General features: G+C 58.7%; 17 protein-coding genes and 1 pseudogene. 12 read left to right on the top strand and 6 right to left on the bottom strand.

Annotated features, from left to right (window positions below; genetic code table 11):
- The 6 genes and pseudogenes from V0R60_RS22960 to V0R60_RS22985 all read left to right on the top strand — a co-directional run.
- A pseudogene (locus tag V0R60_RS22960) lies at positions 1–922 on the top strand (hypothetical protein); the annotation flags it as partial.
- Positions 923–1,062: 140 nt separating this feature from the next.
- On the top strand, positions 1,063–1,275 hold the full coding sequence (locus V0R60_RS22965; RefSeq protein ID WP_330079958.1) for a hypothetical protein: 213 nt from the start codon (positions 1,063–1,065) through the stop codon (positions 1,273–1,275).
- 591 nt (positions 1,276–1,866) lie between these two features.
- The gene (locus V0R60_RS22970) at positions 1,867–3,030 is read left to right on the top strand and encodes an isovaleryl-CoA dehydrogenase (RefSeq protein WP_203480027.1); all 1,164 of its coding nucleotides are present in this window, start codon (positions 1,867–1,869) and stop codon (positions 3,028–3,030) included.
- 17 nt (positions 3,031–3,047) lie between these two features.
- Positions 3,048–4,655 carry a carboxyl transferase domain-containing protein gene (locus V0R60_RS22975; protein ID WP_330079957.1) on the top strand — a complete coding sequence of 536 codons (1,608 nt, stop codon included), beginning with the start codon at positions 3,048–3,050 and terminating at the stop codon, positions 4,653–4,655.
- A gap of 2 nt (positions 4,656–4,657) precedes the next feature.
- Positions 4,658–5,476 carry a gamma-carboxygeranoyl-CoA hydratase gene (locus V0R60_RS22980; RefSeq protein ID WP_136476830.1) on the top strand — a complete coding sequence of 273 codons (819 nt, stop codon included), beginning with the start codon at positions 4,658–4,660 and terminating at the stop codon, positions 5,474–5,476.
- Entirely contained in the window at positions 5,473–7,428 is a 1,956-nt protein-coding gene (locus V0R60_RS22985; RefSeq protein ID WP_330079956.1) for an acetyl/propionyl/methylcrotonyl-CoA carboxylase subunit alpha, read from the top strand. The genes V0R60_RS22980 and V0R60_RS22985 overlap by 4 nt, the downstream gene beginning before the upstream one ends.
- An 81-nt stretch (positions 7,429–7,509) precedes the next feature.
- Here the strand turns inward: V0R60_RS22985 and V0R60_RS22990 are convergent, their stop codons facing one another.
- On the bottom strand, positions 7,510–8,169 hold the full coding sequence (locus V0R60_RS22990) for a LexA family protein (RefSeq protein WP_330079955.1): 660 nt from the start codon (positions 8,167–8,169) through the stop codon (positions 7,510–7,512).
- Between the two features lie 131 nt (positions 8,170–8,300).
- On the opposite strand from V0R60_RS22990, the gene V0R60_RS22995 reads away from it, so the two are divergent.
- The 3 genes from V0R60_RS22995 (at position 8,301) to V0R60_RS23005 (ending at position 10,787) form a co-directional block, all read left to right on the top strand.
- Entirely contained in the window at positions 8,301–8,633 is a 333-nt protein-coding gene (locus V0R60_RS22995; RefSeq protein ID WP_330079954.1) for a DUF6124 family protein, read from the top strand.
- Between the two features lie 444 nt (positions 8,634–9,077).
- A complete protein-coding gene (locus V0R60_RS23000) occupies positions 9,078–9,590 on the top strand; it encodes a DUF4880 domain-containing protein (protein ID WP_136476834.1) in 513 nt (170 codons plus the stop codon).
- 48 nt (positions 9,591–9,638) lie between these two features.
- Entirely contained in the window at positions 9,639–10,787 is a 1,149-nt protein-coding gene (locus V0R60_RS23005) for a M14 family metallopeptidase (protein ID WP_330079953.1), read from the top strand.
- An 18-nt stretch (positions 10,788–10,805) separates the two neighbouring features.
- Here V0R60_RS23005 and V0R60_RS23010 read toward each other — a convergent pair whose 3' ends face one another.
- The gene (locus V0R60_RS23010; protein WP_330079952.1) at positions 10,806–11,303 is read right to left on the bottom strand and encodes a PaaI family thioesterase; all 498 of its coding nucleotides are present in this window, start codon (positions 11,301–11,303) and stop codon (positions 10,806–10,808) included.
- Between the two features lie 109 nt (positions 11,304–11,412).
- Positions 11,413–12,825, bottom strand: a complete 1,413-nt coding sequence (locus V0R60_RS23015) for an amino acid permease (protein ID WP_330079951.1) — start codon at positions 12,823–12,825, stop codon at positions 11,413–11,415.
- Positions 12,826–13,171: 346 nt separating this feature from the next.
- Here V0R60_RS23015 and V0R60_RS23020 point away from each other — a divergent pair, with 346 nt between their 5' ends.
- Both V0R60_RS23020 and V0R60_RS23025 read left to right on the top strand, forming a co-directional pair.
- On the top strand, positions 13,172–14,089 hold the full coding sequence (locus V0R60_RS23020; protein ID WP_330080025.1) for a LysR substrate-binding domain-containing protein: 918 nt from the start codon (positions 13,172–13,174) through the stop codon (positions 14,087–14,089).
- Positions 14,090–14,169: 80 nt separating this feature from the next.
- Positions 14,170–15,420, top strand: coding sequence for a 2-aminoadipate transaminase (locus V0R60_RS23025; protein ID WP_330079950.1), 1,251 nt, complete (start codon positions 14,170–14,172; stop codon positions 15,418–15,420).
- A 1-nt stretch (position 15,421) separates the two neighbouring features.
- Here V0R60_RS23025 and V0R60_RS23030 read toward each other — a convergent pair whose 3' ends face one another.
- A complete protein-coding gene (locus tag V0R60_RS23030; protein WP_330079949.1) occupies positions 15,422–15,670 on the bottom strand; it encodes a hypothetical protein in 249 nt (82 codons plus the stop codon).
- 111 nt (positions 15,671–15,781) lie between these two features.
- The gene (locus V0R60_RS23035) at positions 15,782–16,069 is read right to left on the bottom strand and encodes a hypothetical protein (RefSeq protein ID WP_136476841.1); all 288 of its coding nucleotides are present in this window, start codon (positions 16,067–16,069) and stop codon (positions 15,782–15,784) included.
- 155 nt (positions 16,070–16,224) lie between these two features.
- Between V0R60_RS23035 and V0R60_RS23040 the strand changes: the two genes are divergently transcribed.
- The gene (locus tag V0R60_RS23040; RefSeq protein WP_136476842.1) at positions 16,225–16,656 is read left to right on the top strand and encodes a hypothetical protein; all 432 of its coding nucleotides are present in this window, start codon (positions 16,225–16,227) and stop codon (positions 16,654–16,656) included.
- 39 nt (positions 16,657–16,695) lie between these two features.
- Here V0R60_RS23040 and V0R60_RS23045 read toward each other — a convergent pair whose 3' ends face one another.
- Positions 16,696–17,262, bottom strand: a complete 567-nt coding sequence (locus V0R60_RS23045; RefSeq protein ID WP_136476843.1) for a DUF4174 domain-containing protein — start codon at positions 17,260–17,262, stop codon at positions 16,696–16,698.
- Positions 17,263–17,476 lie beyond the last annotated feature (214 nt).

Raw genomic sequence — 17,476 nt, forward strand, 5'->3', positions numbered from 1 at the left:
CGCTGCAAAAAAACGTGAAACAGATGCAGCCGCCAGCAAGGCTGTTGCCAAGGCCAAGGATGCCGAACAGGCAGCCACCGAAGCGCTTAACGCCGCCCTCGCCGATGCCGATACCCCGGCATTGAAATCCCCCGAGGCCGCCAGTGAGGCACAGCAGGCGAGTAAGGCAGTCGCCGACGCACGCAAGGCCGTCGAAGCGGCCAAAACCGCGCGAGTAAACGCCGAAACAGCGGGCTCCGCTGGCCAGATAAATGAGGCCAACAGTGAGGCAGACAAAGCCAAACAGGCCGCAGCAAAGGCCAGCAAAGCTGCCAAGGTCGTCGCCGATGCCCGCAAGGTGGCCGAGGACGCTGCAAAAAAACGTGAAACAGATGCAGCCGCCAGCAAGGCTGTTGCCAAGGCCAAGGATGCCGAACAGGCAGCCAAGGCTTCACGAGACGCCGCGCAAAACGATGCAAACGCCGAGGCACTCAAAGCTATTGATGCAGGTGAAGAACTGAGGACGGCTAATGCAGCCGCTGCTCAAGCCCGTATCGCGGCTGAAGAAGCCAGTACCGCCCGGAAAAATGCCGAGGCGGCCGCTCTGAAGGGTGACGTGGCAACGACTGTCGAAGAAGCGGCTAAAGCCACTCAAGCTGCCAAAAAGGCCAGCGAAGCAGCTGAAAAAGCTGCCACAGCACGCAAAACTGTCGAGGAGCGCAAGGCTAGTGAACTAAAGGAGGCAGCTATTATAGCGACGGCAAAACAATACATGGCGTCTGACACTAACCGCGCCAGAGTTTATTACGGTCAAAGTTGGGTGACTGGCCGAATTACTGCGGTTGACGAAACCCACGTAACGGTTAATTACTACATGACCGGTAAAGGCCAGACCGACCTCGTGATCCCCCTCCCCCAAATTACTAAAATCGTAGACGCCTGAGGCGCTGAGCGAGTGCGAAACAGGCAAACAGTAACCTTGGTCAATTTTCAAATACAACCTTATAACAATCAACATCAGCGCTTAATAACTAAACGTGTCAAACGCTTCAGACCTACTTAACCCAAAGCGAGGAAACTGCAATGTCTAAGAAAGATGAACTCATCGACCTGTTTAACGAAAAATATGGGGTCGACAAATCAGAGATATCCGGCGAGACCCAGCTTAGCGATATCATTGGCTCTGACACTAAATTTTCAAGTTATCTGGAAGAAAGATTCGATGATCAACCTTCTTCTAGTGAAGAGCTAAATTTCTTAACCGTCGACGATGTGGTTGCCTGGCTGGAGCGCTGAACGGCTTACGCTGGCATGCTTAGGATCGGCACCGGTTCCAGCGCAACGCTGGTGACTTGAGCAGGGTGCCGTCACGGTGGGCTGCTTAGGCTCTGTATGAAAAGTTTTGAGACAACGGTCAGGCTAGGCGAAAACAGCCGAGGAAGCGCAGTTTACAGGTTGTAAATGAGCTCTCCGAGGCTGCTTTCAACGCAGCCTCACCGAGGATCAAGGCTTTTTTCGTACAGAGCCTGGCAGCCCTGTGCCGCTCGCCCCCTGGCCGTTGAATGCGGTCGCGCCTGATCCCTTTAGGTTCATAAAAGCAACTGGACAATCTTCATTTTGCGGTTTACGTTAACGTAAAGGTGAAAGAAAAACCGCTGAGCCGCTGTTGCGCCCTTCCAACAGGATGGCGCAAAGGACAGGGGCTAGGCTCAGCATGAAAAGTTTTGAGACGAAGGTCAGGCAAGGCGAAAACAGCCGAGGAAGCGCAGTTTACGGGTTGTAAATGAGCGTTCCGAGGCTGTTTTCAACGCAGCATCACCGAGTACCAAGGCTTTTCGTACAGAGCCTAAGGTGTAATCCAATTTCAAGAACAACAAGGTGCCCTCCATGCATTACCCATCCCTGAACTTCGCCCTGGGCGAAACCATCGACATGCTTCGCGACCAGGTACAGTCCTTCGTTGCTGCCGAGCTGGCACCTCGCGCCGCCCAGATTGACCAGGACAACCTGTTCCCCGCCGATATGTGGCGCAAGTTCGGCGACATGGGTTTGCTGGGCATCACCGTCAGTGAAGAGTACGGCGGTGCCGGCCTGGGTTATCTCGCCCACGTGGTTGCCATGGAAGAAATCAGTCGCGGTTCGGCCTCGGTCGCCCTCTCCTACGGCGCCCACTCCAACCTGTGCGTCAACCAGATCAACCGCAACGGCACTGCCGCGCAAAAAGCCAAATATCTGCCCAAGCTGATCAGCGGCGAGCACATCGGCGCCCTGGCCATGAGCGAACCCAACGCCGGCTCCGATGTGGTCTCGATGAAGCTGCGCGCCGAACAGCGCGGTGACCACTATGTCCTCAACGGCAGCAAGACCTGGATCACCAACGGACCTGACGCCAACACTTATGTGATCTACGCCAAGACCGATCTGGACAAAGGCCCCCACGGCATTACCGCGTTTATCGTTGAACGTGACTGGAAAGGCTTCAGCCGCAGCAACAAGTTCGACAAGCTGGGTATGCGCGGTTCGAACACCTGCGAGCTGTTTTTCGATAACGTCGAAGTACCCGCCGAAAACATCCTCGGCGCGCTCAATGGCGGTGTGAAGGTGCTGATGAGCGGCCTGGATTATGAGCGCGTGGTTCTTTCCGGCGGCCCCACCGGGATCATGCAGGCGTGCATGGACCTAGTGGTTCCGTATATCCACGACCGCAAGCAGTTTGGCCAGAGCATCGGTGAGTTCCAACTGATCCAGGGCAAGATGGCCGACATGTACACCCAGCTCAATGCCAGCCGTGCCTACCTGTACGCCGTGGCCCAGGCCTGCGACCGCGCCGAGACCACCCGCAAGGATGCTGCCGGCGTAATCCTCTACACCGCCGAGCGGGCGACACAGATGGCCCTGGAAGCGATCCAGATTCTCGGTGGCAATGGCTACATCAACGAGTTCCCGGCCGGACGTCTGCTGCGCGATGCCAAGTTGTATGAGATCGGTGCCGGCACCAGTGAAATCCGTCGGATGCTGATCGGGCGCGAACTGTTCAACGAAACCCGCTGAGCATAAGGATAACGTCCATGGCTACCCTCCATACCCAGATCAATCCGCGCTCGGCGGAGTTCGCCGACAACAGCACGGCCATGCTCGAGCAGGTCAATGCGCTACGGAGCTTGCTGGCGCAAGTTCAGCAAGGCGGCGGCCTCAAGGCCCAGGAGCGCCACACCTCGCGGGGCAAACTGCTGCCACGCGAACGCATCGACCGCCTGCTTGACGCCGGCTCGCCGTTCCTGGAAATCGGCCAACTGGCGGCCCACGAAGTGTATGGCGAAGACGTTCCGGCGGCAGGTGTCATTGCCGGTATCGGTCGGGTCGAAGGTGTCGAGTGCATGATTGTGGCCAACGACGCCACGGTCAAAGGCGGCTCGTACTACCCGCTGACAGTCAAGAAACACCTGCGCGCGCAGGCCATCGCCCTGCAGAACCGCTTGCCCTGCCTGTACCTGGTGGACTCCGGCGGCGCCAACCTGCCCCGCCAGGACGAAGTGTTTCCCGACCGTGAACACTTCGGGCGAATCTTCTTCAACCAAGCCAACATGAGCGCCTTGGGTATTCCTCAGATCGCCGTGGTCATGGGCTCCTGTACAGCGGGTGGCGCCTATGTACCGGCCATGGCTGACGAAGCGATCATGGTTCGCCAGCAAGCGACCATTTTCCTTGCCGGTCCACCGCTGGTCAAAGCCGCCACTGGCGAAGTGGTCAGCGCCGAAGACCTCGGTGGCGCCGATGTGCACTGCAAGACCAGTGGCGTCGCCGACCACTATGCCGACAATGATGACCATGCCCTGGCCATCGCCCGGCGCTGCATCGCCAACCTCAACTGGCACAAGCTCGGCAACCTTGCGCAACAGACGCCGATTGCACCCCTGTATGACGCGCAGGAGCTGTACGGCGTCGTTCCAGCCGACGCCAAGCAACCGTTCGATGTGCGTGAAGTGATCGCCCGCCTGGTGGATGGCTCGGTGTTCGACGAGTTCAAGGCACTGTTCGGCACGACCCTGGTGTGTGGCTTCGCCCACCTGCACGGCTACCCGATTGCGATCCTGGCCAACAACGGCATCCTGTTCGCAGAAGCGGCGCAAAAAGGCGCGCACTTTATCGAGCTTGCTTGCCAACGGGGAATCCCGCTGCTGTTCCTGCAGAACATTACCGGCTTCATGGTCGGGCAGAAGTACGAGGCCGGTGGTATCGCCAAGCACGGCGCCAAGCTGGTGACAGCAGTGGCCTGCGCGCAAGTACCGAAGTTCACCGTAATCATCGGTGGCAGTTTCGGAGCGGGCAACTACGGCATGTGTGGCCGCGCCTACGACCCGCGTTTTCTATGGATGTGGCCCAATGCACGCATCGGCGTGATGGGTGCCGAGCAGGCTGCTGGCGTGCTGGCTCAGGTCAAGCGTGAGCAGAGCGAGCGCAGTGGGCATCCGTTCAGTGCCGAGGACGAAGCGCGCCTCAAGCAACCGATCCTCGACCAATACGAACATCAGGGTCACCCGTACTACTCCAGCGCCCGCTTGTGGGATGACGGCGTCATTGACCCGGCGCAAACCCGCGACATCCTTGGCCTGGCGCTGTCCGCAGCACTGAACGCCCCGATCGAGCAAAGCCGTTTCGGCATTTTCCGGATGTGACCATGAGCGACTTCACTACCCTTGAATTGATCAAGGACCCCCGTGGTTTCGCCACCTTGTGGCTGAGCCGGGAAGACAAGAACAATGCGTTCAATGCGCAGATGATCCGCGAGCTGATCCTGGCCATTGACGACATCGCCGGCGATGCCGAGTTGCGCTTTGTACTGTTGCGCGGTCGTGGTCGACACTTCAGCGCCGGTGCCGACCTGGCCTGGATGCAGCAGTCGGCAGCGCTGGACTACAACACCAATCTTGATGATGCCCGCGAGCTGGCAGAGTTGATGTACAACCTGGCCAAGCTCAAGGTTCCGACCCTGGCGGTGGTGCAGGGCGCAGCCTTTGGTGGCGCCCTGGGCCTGATCAGTTGCTGCGACATGGCCATCGGCGCTAGCGATGCACAGCTGTGCCTGTCTGAAGTGCGCATCGGCCTGGCGCCTGCTGTGATCAGCCCGTTCGTGGTTCAGGCCATGGGCGAGCGTGCTGCGCGGCGCTATGCGCTGACCGCCGAACGCTTCAGTGGTGAGCGTGCGCGCGAACTGGGCCTGCTCGCCGAGGCCTACCCTGCCGCTGAACTGGAACAGGCCGTTGCCCAGTGGATCGACAATCTGTTGCTCAATAGCCCGCAAGCCATGCGCGCCAGCAAAGAACTGCTGCGCGAAGTCGGTCACGGCGAGCTGACCCCGGCACTGCGCCGCTATTGCGAGAATGCCATCGCCCGCATCCGCGTCAGCCCCGAGGGCCAGGAAGGTTTGCGCGCCTTTCTGGAAAAACGCAGCCCGGCCTGGCAGGCCGAATCGTCGAACAAGGAGCCGCGCCCATGACCCGCACAGCCTTGACCACATTGTTGGTCGCCAATCGCGGCGAAATCGCCTGCCGCGTCATGCGCACTGCCAAGGCGCTGGGCCTGACCACCGTCGCGGTCCACAGTGCCATCGACCGTGATGCCCGCCACAGTCGCGAAGCCGATATTCGCGTCGACCTGGGGGGAGCCAAAGCCGCCGACAGTTACCTGGACATCGACAAACTGCTGGCAGCGGCAAAAGCCAGCGGTGCCCAGGCGATTCACCCAGGCTACGGTTTTCTTTCGGAAAACGCAGGTTTTGCCCGCGCCATCGAACAGGCCGGGCTGATCTTCCTCGGCCCACCGGCCAGTGCCATCGACGCCATGGGTAGCAAATCGGCAGCCAAGGCTCTGATGGAGAAAGCCGGCGTGCCACTGGTGCCTGGCTACCACGGCGAAGCCCAGGACCTGGAAACCTTCCGCGCCGCGGCTGAAAAGATCGGTTACCCGGTTCTGCTCAAGGCAACCGCTGGCGGCGGCGGCAAGGGCATGAAAGTCGTCGAGAGCGAAAGCCAATTAGCCGAGGCCCTGGCGTCGGCCCAGCGCGAGGCGCAGTCCTCGTTCGGCGATGCGCGCATGCTGGTGGAAAAATATGTACTCAAGCCGCGCCACGTGGAAATACAGGTGTTTGCCGACCAGCACGGCAATTGCCTGTATCTCAACGAGCGCGACTGCTCGATCCAGCGCCGCCACCAGAAAGTTGTCGAGGAAGCCCCGGCCCCTGGCTTGAGCAGCGCCCAGCGCCAGGCCATGGGCGAGGCTGCGGTCAAGGCCGCACAAGCCATCGGCTATGTCGGGGCAGGCACCGTGGAGTTTCTCCTCGACGCACGCGGCGAGTTCTTTTTCATGGAGATGAACACGCGCCTGCAAGTAGAACACCCGGTCACCGAGGCCATTACCGGCCTTGATCTGGTGGCCTGGCAGATCCATGTCGCTTGCGGCGAAGCGTTGCCGATCACGCAGGAGCAAGTTCCGCTCAACGGCCACGCCATTGAAGTACGGCTATACGCCGAAGACCCGGCCAATGACTTTTTGCCGGCCACGGGCAACCTTGTGCTGTATCGCGAATCCGTACCGGGAGAAGGCCGTCGGGTCGACAGTGGGGTCAGCGAAGGCGACAGCGTCTCGCCGTTCTATGATCCGATGCTGGGCAAGCTGATCGCCTGGGGGCAGACCCGCGAACAGGCGCGCCTGCGCTTGCTGGCTATGCTCGACGAATTTGCCATTGGCGGTTTGAAAACCAACATTGCCTTTTTGCGGCGCATTCTCGCTCACCCTGCGTTTGCCGATGCCGAACTCGATACCGGGTTCATCCCCCGCTATCAGGAGCAACTGCTCCCGGCGCCACAACCTCTACCTGCCCAGTTCTGGCAAGCGGCGGCTGAAGCGTATATCCAGAGTCAGCCTGTCGCGCCGCGCCTGGACGACCGTTTTTCACCGTGGGCTGCCAATAGCGGTTTTCGTGCCGGCATGCCCGCACAAATCAACCTGCACCTGAACTGCAACGGTCAGACCGAGGCACTGAGCCTGTCCCACGCGGCCCCGTCAACCCTCAAGCTTGCAGGCGAGTACTTGCAGGTAGAAGATAACGGCCTGCGCCTGCGGCACCTGGCGGTGCGTCGTGATGACACGCTGTACCTGCAATGGGATGGCGAGCTGCACGCCGTTACCCGCTACGACCCGATTGCCGAAGCCGACGCCAGTCACAGCCATCAAGGAGGCCTGAGTGCGCCCATGAATGGCAGCATCGTACGGGTCTTGGTCGAAGTCGGTCAGGTAGTCGAAGCGGGTGCTCAACTGGTGGTACTTGAAGCGATGAAAATGGAGCACAGCATTCGAGCGTCCCAGGCCGGGATCGTCAAAGCGCTGTTTTGCCAGGAAGGCGATATGGTCAGTGAGGGAGCGGTATTGGTGGAGTTGGAAGAAGGCTGACAGCCTGCGACTTAATCGCCAGACAAGCCCGCTCCTAGCAACTTGCAGGAGCGGGCCCGCCCGGCGATAAAGCCAAGCCCATCAAAATTTTGCCAACGCCTGCACCACAACGCCAAGCACCTGTGTCTGCTCGGTGAACAAGGCCTTTGGATAGGTCGGGTTGAGTGGCTTCAGGTAGCGCTGGCCACCCTCCTCGATCAACTGACGAAATACCGCGACGGGGCTGTCGGGCGAACGCGCGATCAGCAATTTGCCGGTGTCGGCCGCCACATCGGTATCCACCAGAATCAACATGCCTTGCGGTACGCTCAGGCCCACCGGCGCAGTCATGGCGTCGCTTTCGACTTTCAGCCAGTACCCTCGGCCCTGCGCCGCATAATCACTCGCCTGAAGCTCGCAGCCCGGCGCACTCTCAACCTCGTCCAGGCTGTTCCAGTTCAAGATCGGATAACGAAAATAAAATTCGTGGCGCTTACCGTCAGCACCGGTTATCGCCGCGGGAAATGCTGATGCGCCATAGGTACCGTTGATTTCGCGCAACTCATGGGCATCCACAATCCGCAGCGGCGCAAAACCGACCTCGACCAGAATCTGGTTCAACACCCTGAGTTTGGGGTGGCGCTCACTGCGCAACCAGTGACCCACAGCCCCTTGCGTGACGCCGATGCGCTCAGCGAGTTTTTCCTGCGTGAGCTTTATCTCACGCATTCTGGCCTTGACCAGATCAGTCCAATTATCCATCGCTGGCACGATACGGACTGCCCCTCAGCTCTCAATACACAAATTGTAGTATTTAAAGATTAGAAGCAAATACAAATCGTATTATTATCAAGTGCGACGTTAATTAGCTCACTCACAAGGTAGCCAGCCGAATGAAACAGATTGCTTCTGACAAGGATATCGTTCTGGATAACGAATCGTTGAGTAACAGTGACGCTGCACGGCGCGCCTTGGATTTCTACCTGAACCCAACCCCGCCCGCCCATTCAGCACATACATCCTGGCTGGTGCCGCGCGAGGGCATGAACGAAACCCAGGCAAACGAACATGTCGCGCAATTGCTACGCTGGGCAGCCGCCACTGCGAACGAGTCGGCAAATGGCTTGCAGGGCACACAACGGGATATGACGCTGGCGGTGGTGCACATGATCAACACAGCCAGGACCGTGCTTGAGCACCTGAGAAATGCATCTCAACATTGTTGATCGAACGAGGAAACAACGTGGAGAGTCGCTTCAATGACGATGCTGGCGTCGTTCATTGAATGAGGGAGCAGGTTCGGTAAATTTTTTTTACCGGATTACAGAAAATTCATTTGACTTGCAAATGATAACGATTATTATTGCTCACAACTGGTCGCGAGACTGGTTGGATAAACTGAAAGCCCTTAGGTCGGACTCTCAGATTATCTCCTCATCAGGCTAATCACGGTTTTTGACCCGGCTTTTTGCCGGGTCTTTTTTTTTGGCTCTTCAGGCTAATGAAGGCGGGTGTCGCTTGAATGGCCGCGATGATAGCAAATGAATGTCGCAGGGTGAAGCGTGTAACAGCGCTTTGCAGAATTAGCACTTGAGAATCAATCTCGTTAAGATTAAGCTGTTGTCGCGTCAAGGAGGACGCCCCCTCCCCCTCTCGCAAGGAGCTTATACATGACCCGTCTGCTGCTGCCCCTTGAGCATCATCCGCAGGCCCAGAATATCGCTGACAGTTCGGTGCTGGAGCAATTGAAAAGGCTGCCACGCCGCGTCCAGCAGGTCTTGCTCCTCAGTCGCCTCGATCAGTTGAGTTTTGCCGCCATCGCCGAGCGCCTGGAACTGCCTGCGCTTACCGTGGAGCGCCACATGAACCAGGCCCTGCAGAGCGTTCGCCACGAGCATGACGCCGTCGCGAGCACCGCTGGCCAATGGTACGTACGCCTGCAGAGCCCACAAGTGACCGCCAGTGAACGCATCGACTTTCGCCGCTGGCTCGACTCTGACGCCGCACACCGTGAAGCGTTCCACGCCACTGAACTGCGTTGGCGATCACTGCTGGCCCCAGCCAGGCAACTGGGCCACGACGGCTGGTATCGCCAGCCTCGGGCGGCGTTAACGGTAGGTGGCTGCTCGGTCGCCATCGGCCTGGCCCTGGCAGCCATGGCAGCGATTGGTTTCTGGTCGTGAGCCAGGCGTGTAGAGTTAGGCTCACAACAACTCTACAGGAGCCTGGTGATGACCGTGACGCTGTCTACCCTGCACATCGATTGCGACTTCGATTCCGGTAACATTCTCATCAACGATGCCAGTGACCCGCGACGCACGCGCCTGGCGATTCGCCCTGACACCTGCAGCGAACATTTCCAGTGGTTCCACTTCAAGGTCAGCGGCCTGACTCCAGGCCAGCAACATACGTTCATCCTGGAGAACGCTGGCCAGTCCTCCTACAAGAATGCCTGGGCGGGCTATCAGGCCGTTGCCTCCTATGATCAACAACACTGGTTTCGCGTCCCAACCCAGTTCGACGGCAAGGCACTGAGCTTTGATCTGCAGGCCGAACAGCCCCAGGCCTGGTTCGCCTATTTCGAACCCTACACCCGCGCCCGTCACAACAAACTGATCGAACGCGCAATCAGTCTGCCTGGCGTGGAGCTGCTGGCCACCGGTCGCAGCCTCGATGGCCGCGACATTCCCCTGCTGCGTGCCGGCGACGGGGCCGCGGGCAAACGCAAGATCTGGATCATCGCCCAGCAACATCCGGGCGAGCATATGGCGCAATGGTTCGTGGAAGGCGTAATCGACCGGCTGCAGCATAACGATCCAACCGTGCAAGCCCTGCTCGAACACGCCGACGTATACCTGATTCCCAATATGAACCCGGACGGCGCCTTCCGCGGCCACTTGCGCACCAATGCCGCAGGCCAGGACCTCAACCGCGCCTGGCAATCCGCCAACACCGACAGGAGCCCCGAGGTACTTTTCGCCCAGATGCAGATGAAACAACAAGGCGTCGATATGTTCCTCGATGTGCACGGCGACGAGGAAATCCCCCATGTATTCACCGCAGGCTGCGAAGGCAACCCAGGTTTCACCCCGCGCCTTGCCGAACTGGAAAAAACCTTCCGCGACAACTTGTGCAAACGCACCGTCGACTTCCAACAGGTACAAGGGTATCCGCGCTCTGCGCCAGGCCAGGCTAATCTGACCCTGGGCGCCAACAGTGTCGGCCAGAGCTTTGATTGCCTGTCGCTGACCCTGGAGATGCCATTCAAGGATCACGACGACGCCCCCAACCCGGAAACCGGCTGGAACGGCCTGCGTTCGCGAGAACTGGCCAGCGCTGTGCTGGATGTGCTTGGGCAAATGGTCGAACGCCTGCGTTAAGGCGCGGCAACCACTGCTTCAGACGTTACCGTGGGCCTTGTGCTTAAGCCTCTCGGTGTCGACTCGCACGAACACCGAGTCGGCACTCACGGTCAGCACATCATCGGCCCAGACCTCGCACACTACCCGACTCTTGCGCCCGACCTCGCCTTCGACCCTGGCCTTGAGCAACAGCTCGACGCCCATGGGCGTGGGCTTGAGGTAAGTCAGGCTCAATTGCCCAGTCACACAGTCGATACGTGGCAGGCTCCCCGGCTCGCGCCCCTCGGCGCGGTAGTGATAGGCCATGGCAGTCCAGTTGGAATGGCAATCGACCAGCATGGCCAGCAGTCCACCATAGACCAGCCCCGGCCAGCCGAGAAAGGTGCTGTCGGGCGAATGCCGGCAGATCAGATGAATATCGTCCTCATGCCAATGGCTTTGCAGGTGCAGGCCACTGGGATGGGAGCAGCCGCAGCCATAGCAGACGCCCTCGGGGGCGGCCAGTTCCTGAACGGATAGCAGAGCGTTGTTCATAAGCTTCCTGGTTGTCTGTATTGGAGGGAAAGCCAGGCTGATAGTACCGCTGTGCAACGCAAAAGCCCATGAACAGGTCATGGGCTTTTGCACACTGCACAGGTGCGCACTAGACGCTGCCGCCTGGTGTCAGTGACCGATCTGAAAGGTCATTGGCAACGGCTTTGCGACGGCTCAGGGAAATCAACAAGATCGCCAGGGTCACACCCGCGGTCATCAAGGTTTCGTAGCGGTAGGCTGGGCTGATCAACATGTAGCCCAGCACGGTCACGATCAAGCCGATCACCAGCCAGGTCAACCATGGGAACAGCCACATCTTGAACGCAAGCTCGGTGCCTTGACGATCAGTGATGGCGCGCATGCGCAGTTGCGATACGGCGATAACCAGGTACACCAGCAGCGCAATGGCGCCTGTGGTCGAGAGCAAGAAACCGAAGACTTTGCCGGGGAACACATAGTTGACCAGGCAACCGGCAAACCCGGCAAAGGTCGAGAGTATTACTGCTACGGTGGGCACGCCATTACCAGAAATGCGCTTGGTCATGGGCAGTGCTTCACCCCGAGCGCCAAGCGAGTAAAGCATCCGCGAAGCAGTGTAGAGGCCCGAGTTCATGCAACTGGTCACGGCGACCAGCACCACCAGGTCGACCAACATTTTGGCCCCCGGCACGTTGAGCACCTCTAGTACACGCTGGAAGGAACCCACGGCCTTGAGCTGCGGATCGTTCCAGGCCACCAGCGAGACGATGAAGAAGATCGAGACGATATAGAAGATGGCGATGCGGTAGACCACCAGGTTTGTAGCCTTGCGGATTTTCTCCTTGGGGTTCTCGGTTTCGTCCGCGGCAATAGTGACGATTTCAGCGCCGAAGAACGAGAAAATAGTGATCAACACCCCTCCCAGCACGGCACCGAAACCATTGGGCATGAAACCGCCGTTGGCCCAAAGCTGGCCGACACCGGAGGTGTTTTGCGCCATCGGCCAGACACCGAACACGGCCAGGGTGCAGACAACAATGAATGCCAGGATGGCTATCACTTTGATCAGCGCGAACCAGTATTCGAACTCACCAAAGTTCTTCACGCTGATCAGGTTGGTGCATGACAGCACGATCATGATCAGGAAGGCGAACAACCAGGAAGGCACGCCGGGAAAATAAGCATGCAGGATGTCGGCGCCAGCAATCGCTTCCACCGGGATGATCAGCACCCAGAACCACCAGTACAGCCAGCCAATGGTAAAGCCCGCCCAAGGACCGATGGCCTGGCTTGCGTAAGTGGAGAAGGAGCCACTGTTCGGGTTGGCAATGGCCATTTCACCGAGCATGCGCATGACCAGCAACACCAGCACGCCGGTCATGGCGTAGGAAATGAGAATGGCGGGGCCCGCCGTTGCGATGGCGGTGGAGGAACCAATGAACAACCCGGCACCGATAATGCCGGCGATGGAAATCATCGACACCTGACGGGATGTCAATCCGTGCTGCAGCGAACGCTGTTTCTTTTGTTGTAGCGATGCCATGTTCAACCCTCAACTGGGTATGTCGCTGCCTAGCAGGAGCAGTCGACAGGGTTAGAGCAGAAATTATTATTTTAAAGGTGGCGATTTTAGTTATCGAAGGCTCGTCCCACGCCGTAGAAAGTTTAAAAACCGCAAGAATTCATTCAGTTAAACATTAACTTTCAAGCACACAAACGCGACCCGTTAGTTGCCGTGGCTAGACTGTTTCGCTTACTGTCAATTTCAGTTGAAATCCTTGACGCCGATCAGTATTAATCTATACGACCGACACTCACAAACGACCTTTTAGAAAAACATAATTCCTCGAAGGAATGACCTCACGCTTTTTTCGCCGGATCACTTGACCATATCCAAACGCCTGATGCCCTCGACCACCGCCCTGCAGTGCTTTGAAGCTGCCGCCCGGCACCTGAGCTTCACACGGGCAGCGCAAGAGTTGCACCTGACCCAGAGCGCAGTGAGCAAACAAGTTGCGCAACTGGAGGAGATGCTCAGCCACCCATTGTTCCAACGCATTCGCCGGCGCCTACACCTGACACCGGCCGGCGCCCTGTACCTGGCGCAGGTGAACAAAATTCTCGTCCAACTGGATATCTCCAGCCGCTACATCCTCAGCTACGGCGGCGAGACCGAAGTGCTGCGCATCGCAACCCAACCGACCTTTGGCGAACGCTGGTTGGTTCCCAATCTCAAAGGTTTCGGCGAGCGCCACCCGCGAATTCATCTGGATGTTCGCAATGCGCTGGAACCCTTTGACCTGGTCCAGGCCAAGGCTGACATCGCCTTTTTCTTCGGTCAGGGCACCTGGCCAGGGGCGACCTGCATTGAGTTGTTCAACGAGAACGTGGTGCCCGTATGCTCACCACAACTGCTCACGCTGCATGCTTTTGAAAGTGCCAGCACGCTCACCGCGCAGCGTCTGCTGCAATGCACCTCGCGGCCGGAAGCCTGGCACGAATGGTTCGACGACCAGGGTCTGCACAGCGAAAACAGCTACCATGGCCCGCGCTTCGACACTTTTTCCATGTGTATACGTGCCGCCCAGGCAGGCTGCGGCATTGCTCTGATTCCGCATTATCTGGTGGCCGAGGAACTGACCGAAGGCAAATTGGTACTCGCCTGGCAACACGCCAAGCCTAGCGAGGGATCCCACTTTCTCGCGCACGCCGAACACGCTGCCGAAGTCCCCAAGGTGCGAGCGTTTGTGCAGTGGATCCGCGAGCGTGTAAGGCAACAAGCAATACTTCCAGAATTTCAGGAATAACCGCAATCGTTTAATTCGTTTGCGCTCCGTTCTGCGGTGTCGCTTATATATCAACTTAACTTGCCGGAGCCCGCGCGCATATGAGTCACGAATATATCAGCCAGTCCATTTCCGTAGTTCACCCGATCACCGTGTCGCACGGCAAAAATGCGGAAGTGTGGGACAGCAACGGCAAACGCTATATTGATTTTGTCGCAGGTATAGGCGTGTTGAACCTGGGCCATTGCAACCCAAGCATTGTCGCAGCCATCCAGGATCAAGCTACGCGACTCACTCACTATGCGTTCAATGCTGCCGGGCACCAGCCGTACATCGACTTGATGGCGCGCCTATCGGACTTCGTACCGGTCTCCTACCCCGTAAGCGGGATGCTCACCAACAGTGGTGCAGAAGCGGCGGAGAACGCCCTGAAAATCGCCCGTGGAGCCACCGGCAAAACAGCGATCATCGCCTTCGATGGCGGCTTTCATGGGCGCACCCTGGCCACCTTGAACCTCAACGGCAAGGTCGCCCCTTACAAGCAACGGGTTGGCGTGCTGCCAGGACCGGTCTATCACCTGCCCTTCCCCAGCGTCGATACGGGTGTCAGCAGCGATCAGGCTCTGCAAGCACTGGAACGTCTGTTCAGTGTCGAAATCGATGTCAATGAAGTGGCGGCAGTGATTTTCGAACCGGTCCAGGGCGAAGCTGGCTTCCTGGCCATGGAACCCGCATTTGCCCAGGCTTTGCGCGCTTATTGCGATGCCCACGGGATCTTGATCATCATTGACGAGATCCAGTCAGGCTTTGGTCGAACCGGCCAGCGCTTCGCCTTCTCACGCCTGGGCATCGAGCCCGACCTGCTTCTGTTGGCCAAGAGTATCGCTGGCGGCATGCCGCTGGGCGCCGTGGTCGGGCGCAAGGACCTGCTAGACTGCCTGGCCAAAGGTGGCCTGGGAGGAACCTATTCAGGCAACCCGATGGCGTGCGCCGCGGCCCTGGCAACCCTGGATGCGATGACCGACAGCAACCTTGCCGACTGGGGCGAGCTGCAGGAAACCACCATTGAGAGTCGCTATCAACGCTGGAAAGCCCAGCAGCTTTCGCCCTATTTGGGCCGCCTGACCGGTACCGGTGCGATGCGCGGGATCGAACTGATCGACGCCAAGGGCGCGCCGGGCTCGGCGCAACTCAACCAATTGCTTGCCACTGCGCGGGATGCTGGGTTGCTGCTGATGCCGAGCGGCAAGGCGCGGCACATCATTCGCCTGCTGGCGCCACTGACCATTGAACCTGAGGTACTGAACGAAGGCCTGGATATTCTCGAACGCTGCCTGGCGAATCTTGACTGATTCAGTCTGAAGGATGCCACCAGCGCTTGATCCGTGACCATACGCCTAGGCGAGATAACTGAACAAGTGCCGGTTCTGCCGGCACCAGTAAGCGCTGCTCCCAGGAATCGATCGCCGCCTGCAACTCGGCATCATGACTCAGATGGTGTTCAACCTCGGGGCGCGGACCTGCCCCCAGCGAGCCAAGTTCGTACTCCAAAGCCAGCATATCGAATTCATCCTGGGAGTCGTTTTCAGGGTGGCCGTTCATTTCATGCACTCCCCGCAGAGCAACCGGACTTTGCCTGCAACCTACAGGATACCCCCCGCAACAATTGCCGTTCAGCGAGGGGATGAAGGGCGATCCGCCGCCCATTGATACTTACAGGCCCAACTCTTCCGGGGTGAGCATGTCGCATTCAAAAGCGATCCAGCCGAACTCCAGCTCCGCATGGCCATTGACGATTGGGCCATAGTAAGTGAGGCCGTTGTCCAGGGTTACACAGATGTGCGTCGGGTTGTCGGGGGCTGCCAGGGCGCCGGTGAAGTGGACCTTCTTCAGGGACTCGGTGACGGCTTCCAGGCCGATCTTGATCCCCGGGTTCTCGACCGCCTCGACATCATCGCGCTGCTCGGCGCTAACGGTCACGGTGGCTGTGTGTTTGTACATGCTTGAACTCCAACGGCGGATAGATCGGCGTCTGCTGACGCTCGCGGGCGCCTAGGGTAATGGACTCTCATAGAAAAATCCCCTTCGCTTCGACATCCGGCACGGCCAAAGACTGGTATTGTGCGCCCCCGCCAAGACTAATCAGGGAAAACACATTGACTGCTGAACAACACCTGACCTCGGATCTTTTCGAAGTCGACAAGCGCCTGAGCCTCAAGCCCGTCGTGGACTTCAACACCTACCTGCAAAAAGCCTTCGGCGACGGCCCATGCCGCTGCAGCCGCTGCCAGGCTAGCGCTGGCGACGAAGCCGGGTACGAACACGCCCACACCTTCGAGCTGGCCGGGCAAACGCTGCATCGACGTTTCGCCACCACCTCGGGCAGTGATGTGCTGATGGTGCTCAAAAAAGCCTGGCTGTCGTACACCAAAGCCGACCTGGTAGTGCCGGGCGAGCTCGACCTGCAGACATTACGCGCCTTGGTCGAAGCGCAATTGCACAAGCGCCTGCTGCCACTGCTGCTGGCCAGCGGCCTGATTCGGGACATCGATGGAAAGCTGATGCTGCAGGTTCAGACCGGCGACTGAGGGGACAACCCCGTACCTAGCGGTTGTAGTTGAGGGTGCTCAATCCTCAAGTGGCTTGGGCGGCGGCAAGGGTTTGGCCGGTTTGCCTGGCTTGGCGGGCTTGCCGTCCTTGTTCGTTGCAGAAGCGGCCTGTTTCTGCTCCGCCACTGTCGGGGCAACGATGGCTTTTTCTTCGGCAGGCAAGGCATCGACTGCATCAAAGATTGTCTTTGGCTCTACGGTGCCGGTGTGCTCGATTCGATGCTTTTCGCCATCCTTGCCGACCAGCACCACCTGGGTAATCACCGTGTCGGCAGCGCTGAACTTGAACTCACGTATCAGCGCCATGGTTGCCTGCTGATCGAGGTACTTGTCTTCGCGCTTACCGATCATGCCGGCAATGCTGTACAGCACCAGGTTGCGCTCCTGGAACGCCGCCTTGGTGGCTGGGTCATTCAGGGCCTCGTTCAGCCCGCGAAGGGTCGGATCTGCGGTACTGGGTGCAATGACTATCAGTGGACGGGCCTTGTTCAGATCCTGTTCCAACGGGCTGGGATCACTGTTGGCGGCGAAGACCGGGCCAGCAATGGCCATCAAAGTGGCGAGGGTCAGTGACCGTACGAGCATGCGCATCTCCTTCAAGTTCCATGCATCAAAGACTACAGATCGCGACGAAAGATCTGAGGTGCGAGCCTAAACTACAGGACGAAATCCGTGGACAGCTCAAAGGTAACTTGCGGTTTCCATGTAAATCCTTGGGCATGTCCAGAACAGGCTGACATCTGAGTCTGAGGATAGCTGATGGCTGTCAGCCACGCTTGCCCCTGCCACTGCCGAAGGA

Origin of the sequence: Pseudomonas auratipiscis, assembly GCF_036324085.1 — a bacterium.
Classification (GTDB): Bacteria; Pseudomonadota; Gammaproteobacteria; order Pseudomonadales; family Pseudomonadaceae; genus Aquipseudomonas; species Aquipseudomonas auratipiscis.

Coding starts and splice junctions, on each gene's coding strand:
- V0R60_RS22980 (WP_136476830.1), top strand. CDS start 4,658: ATGAGCGACTTCACTACCCTTGAATTGATCAAGGACCCCCGTGGTTTC.
- V0R60_RS22965 (WP_330079958.1), top strand. CDS start 1,063: ATGTCTAAGAAAGATGAACTCATCGACCTGTTTAACGAAAAATATGGG.
- V0R60_RS23005 (WP_330079953.1), top strand. CDS start 9,639: ATGACCGTGACGCTGTCTACCCTGCACATCGATTGCGACTTCGATTCC.
- V0R60_RS23035 (WP_136476841.1), bottom strand. CDS start 16,069: ATGTACAAACACACAGCCACCGTGACCGTTAGCGCCGAGCAGCGCGAT.
- V0R60_RS23000 (WP_136476834.1), top strand. CDS start 9,078: ATGACCCGTCTGCTGCTGCCCCTTGAGCATCATCCGCAGGCCCAGAAT.
- V0R60_RS22990 (WP_330079955.1), bottom strand. CDS start 8,169: ATGGATAATTGGACTGATCTGGTCAAGGCCAGAATGCGTGAGATAAAG.
- V0R60_RS22995 (WP_330079954.1), top strand. CDS start 8,301: ATGAAACAGATTGCTTCTGACAAGGATATCGTTCTGGATAACGAATCG.
- V0R60_RS22975 (WP_330079957.1), top strand. CDS start 3,048: ATGGCTACCCTCCATACCCAGATCAATCCGCGCTCGGCGGAGTTCGCC.
- V0R60_RS23045 (WP_136476843.1), bottom strand. CDS start 17,262: ATGCTCGTACGGTCACTGACCCTCGCCACTTTGATGGCCATTGCTGGC.
- V0R60_RS22985 (WP_330079956.1), top strand. CDS start 5,473: ATGACCCGCACAGCCTTGACCACATTGTTGGTCGCCAATCGCGGCGAA.
- V0R60_RS23015 (WP_330079951.1), bottom strand. CDS start 12,825: ATGGCATCGCTACAACAAAAGAAACAGCGTTCGCTGCAGCACGGATTG.
- V0R60_RS23025 (WP_330079950.1), top strand. CDS start 14,170: ATGAGTCACGAATATATCAGCCAGTCCATTTCCGTAGTTCACCCGATC.
- V0R60_RS23030 (WP_330079949.1), bottom strand. CDS start 15,670: ATGAACGGCCACCCTGAAAACGACTCCCAGGATGAATTCGATATGCTG.
- V0R60_RS23010 (WP_330079952.1), bottom strand. CDS start 11,303: ATGAACAACGCTCTGCTATCCGTTCAGGAACTGGCCGCCCCCGAGGGC.
- V0R60_RS22970 (WP_203480027.1), top strand. CDS start 1,867: ATGCATTACCCATCCCTGAACTTCGCCCTGGGCGAAACCATCGACATG.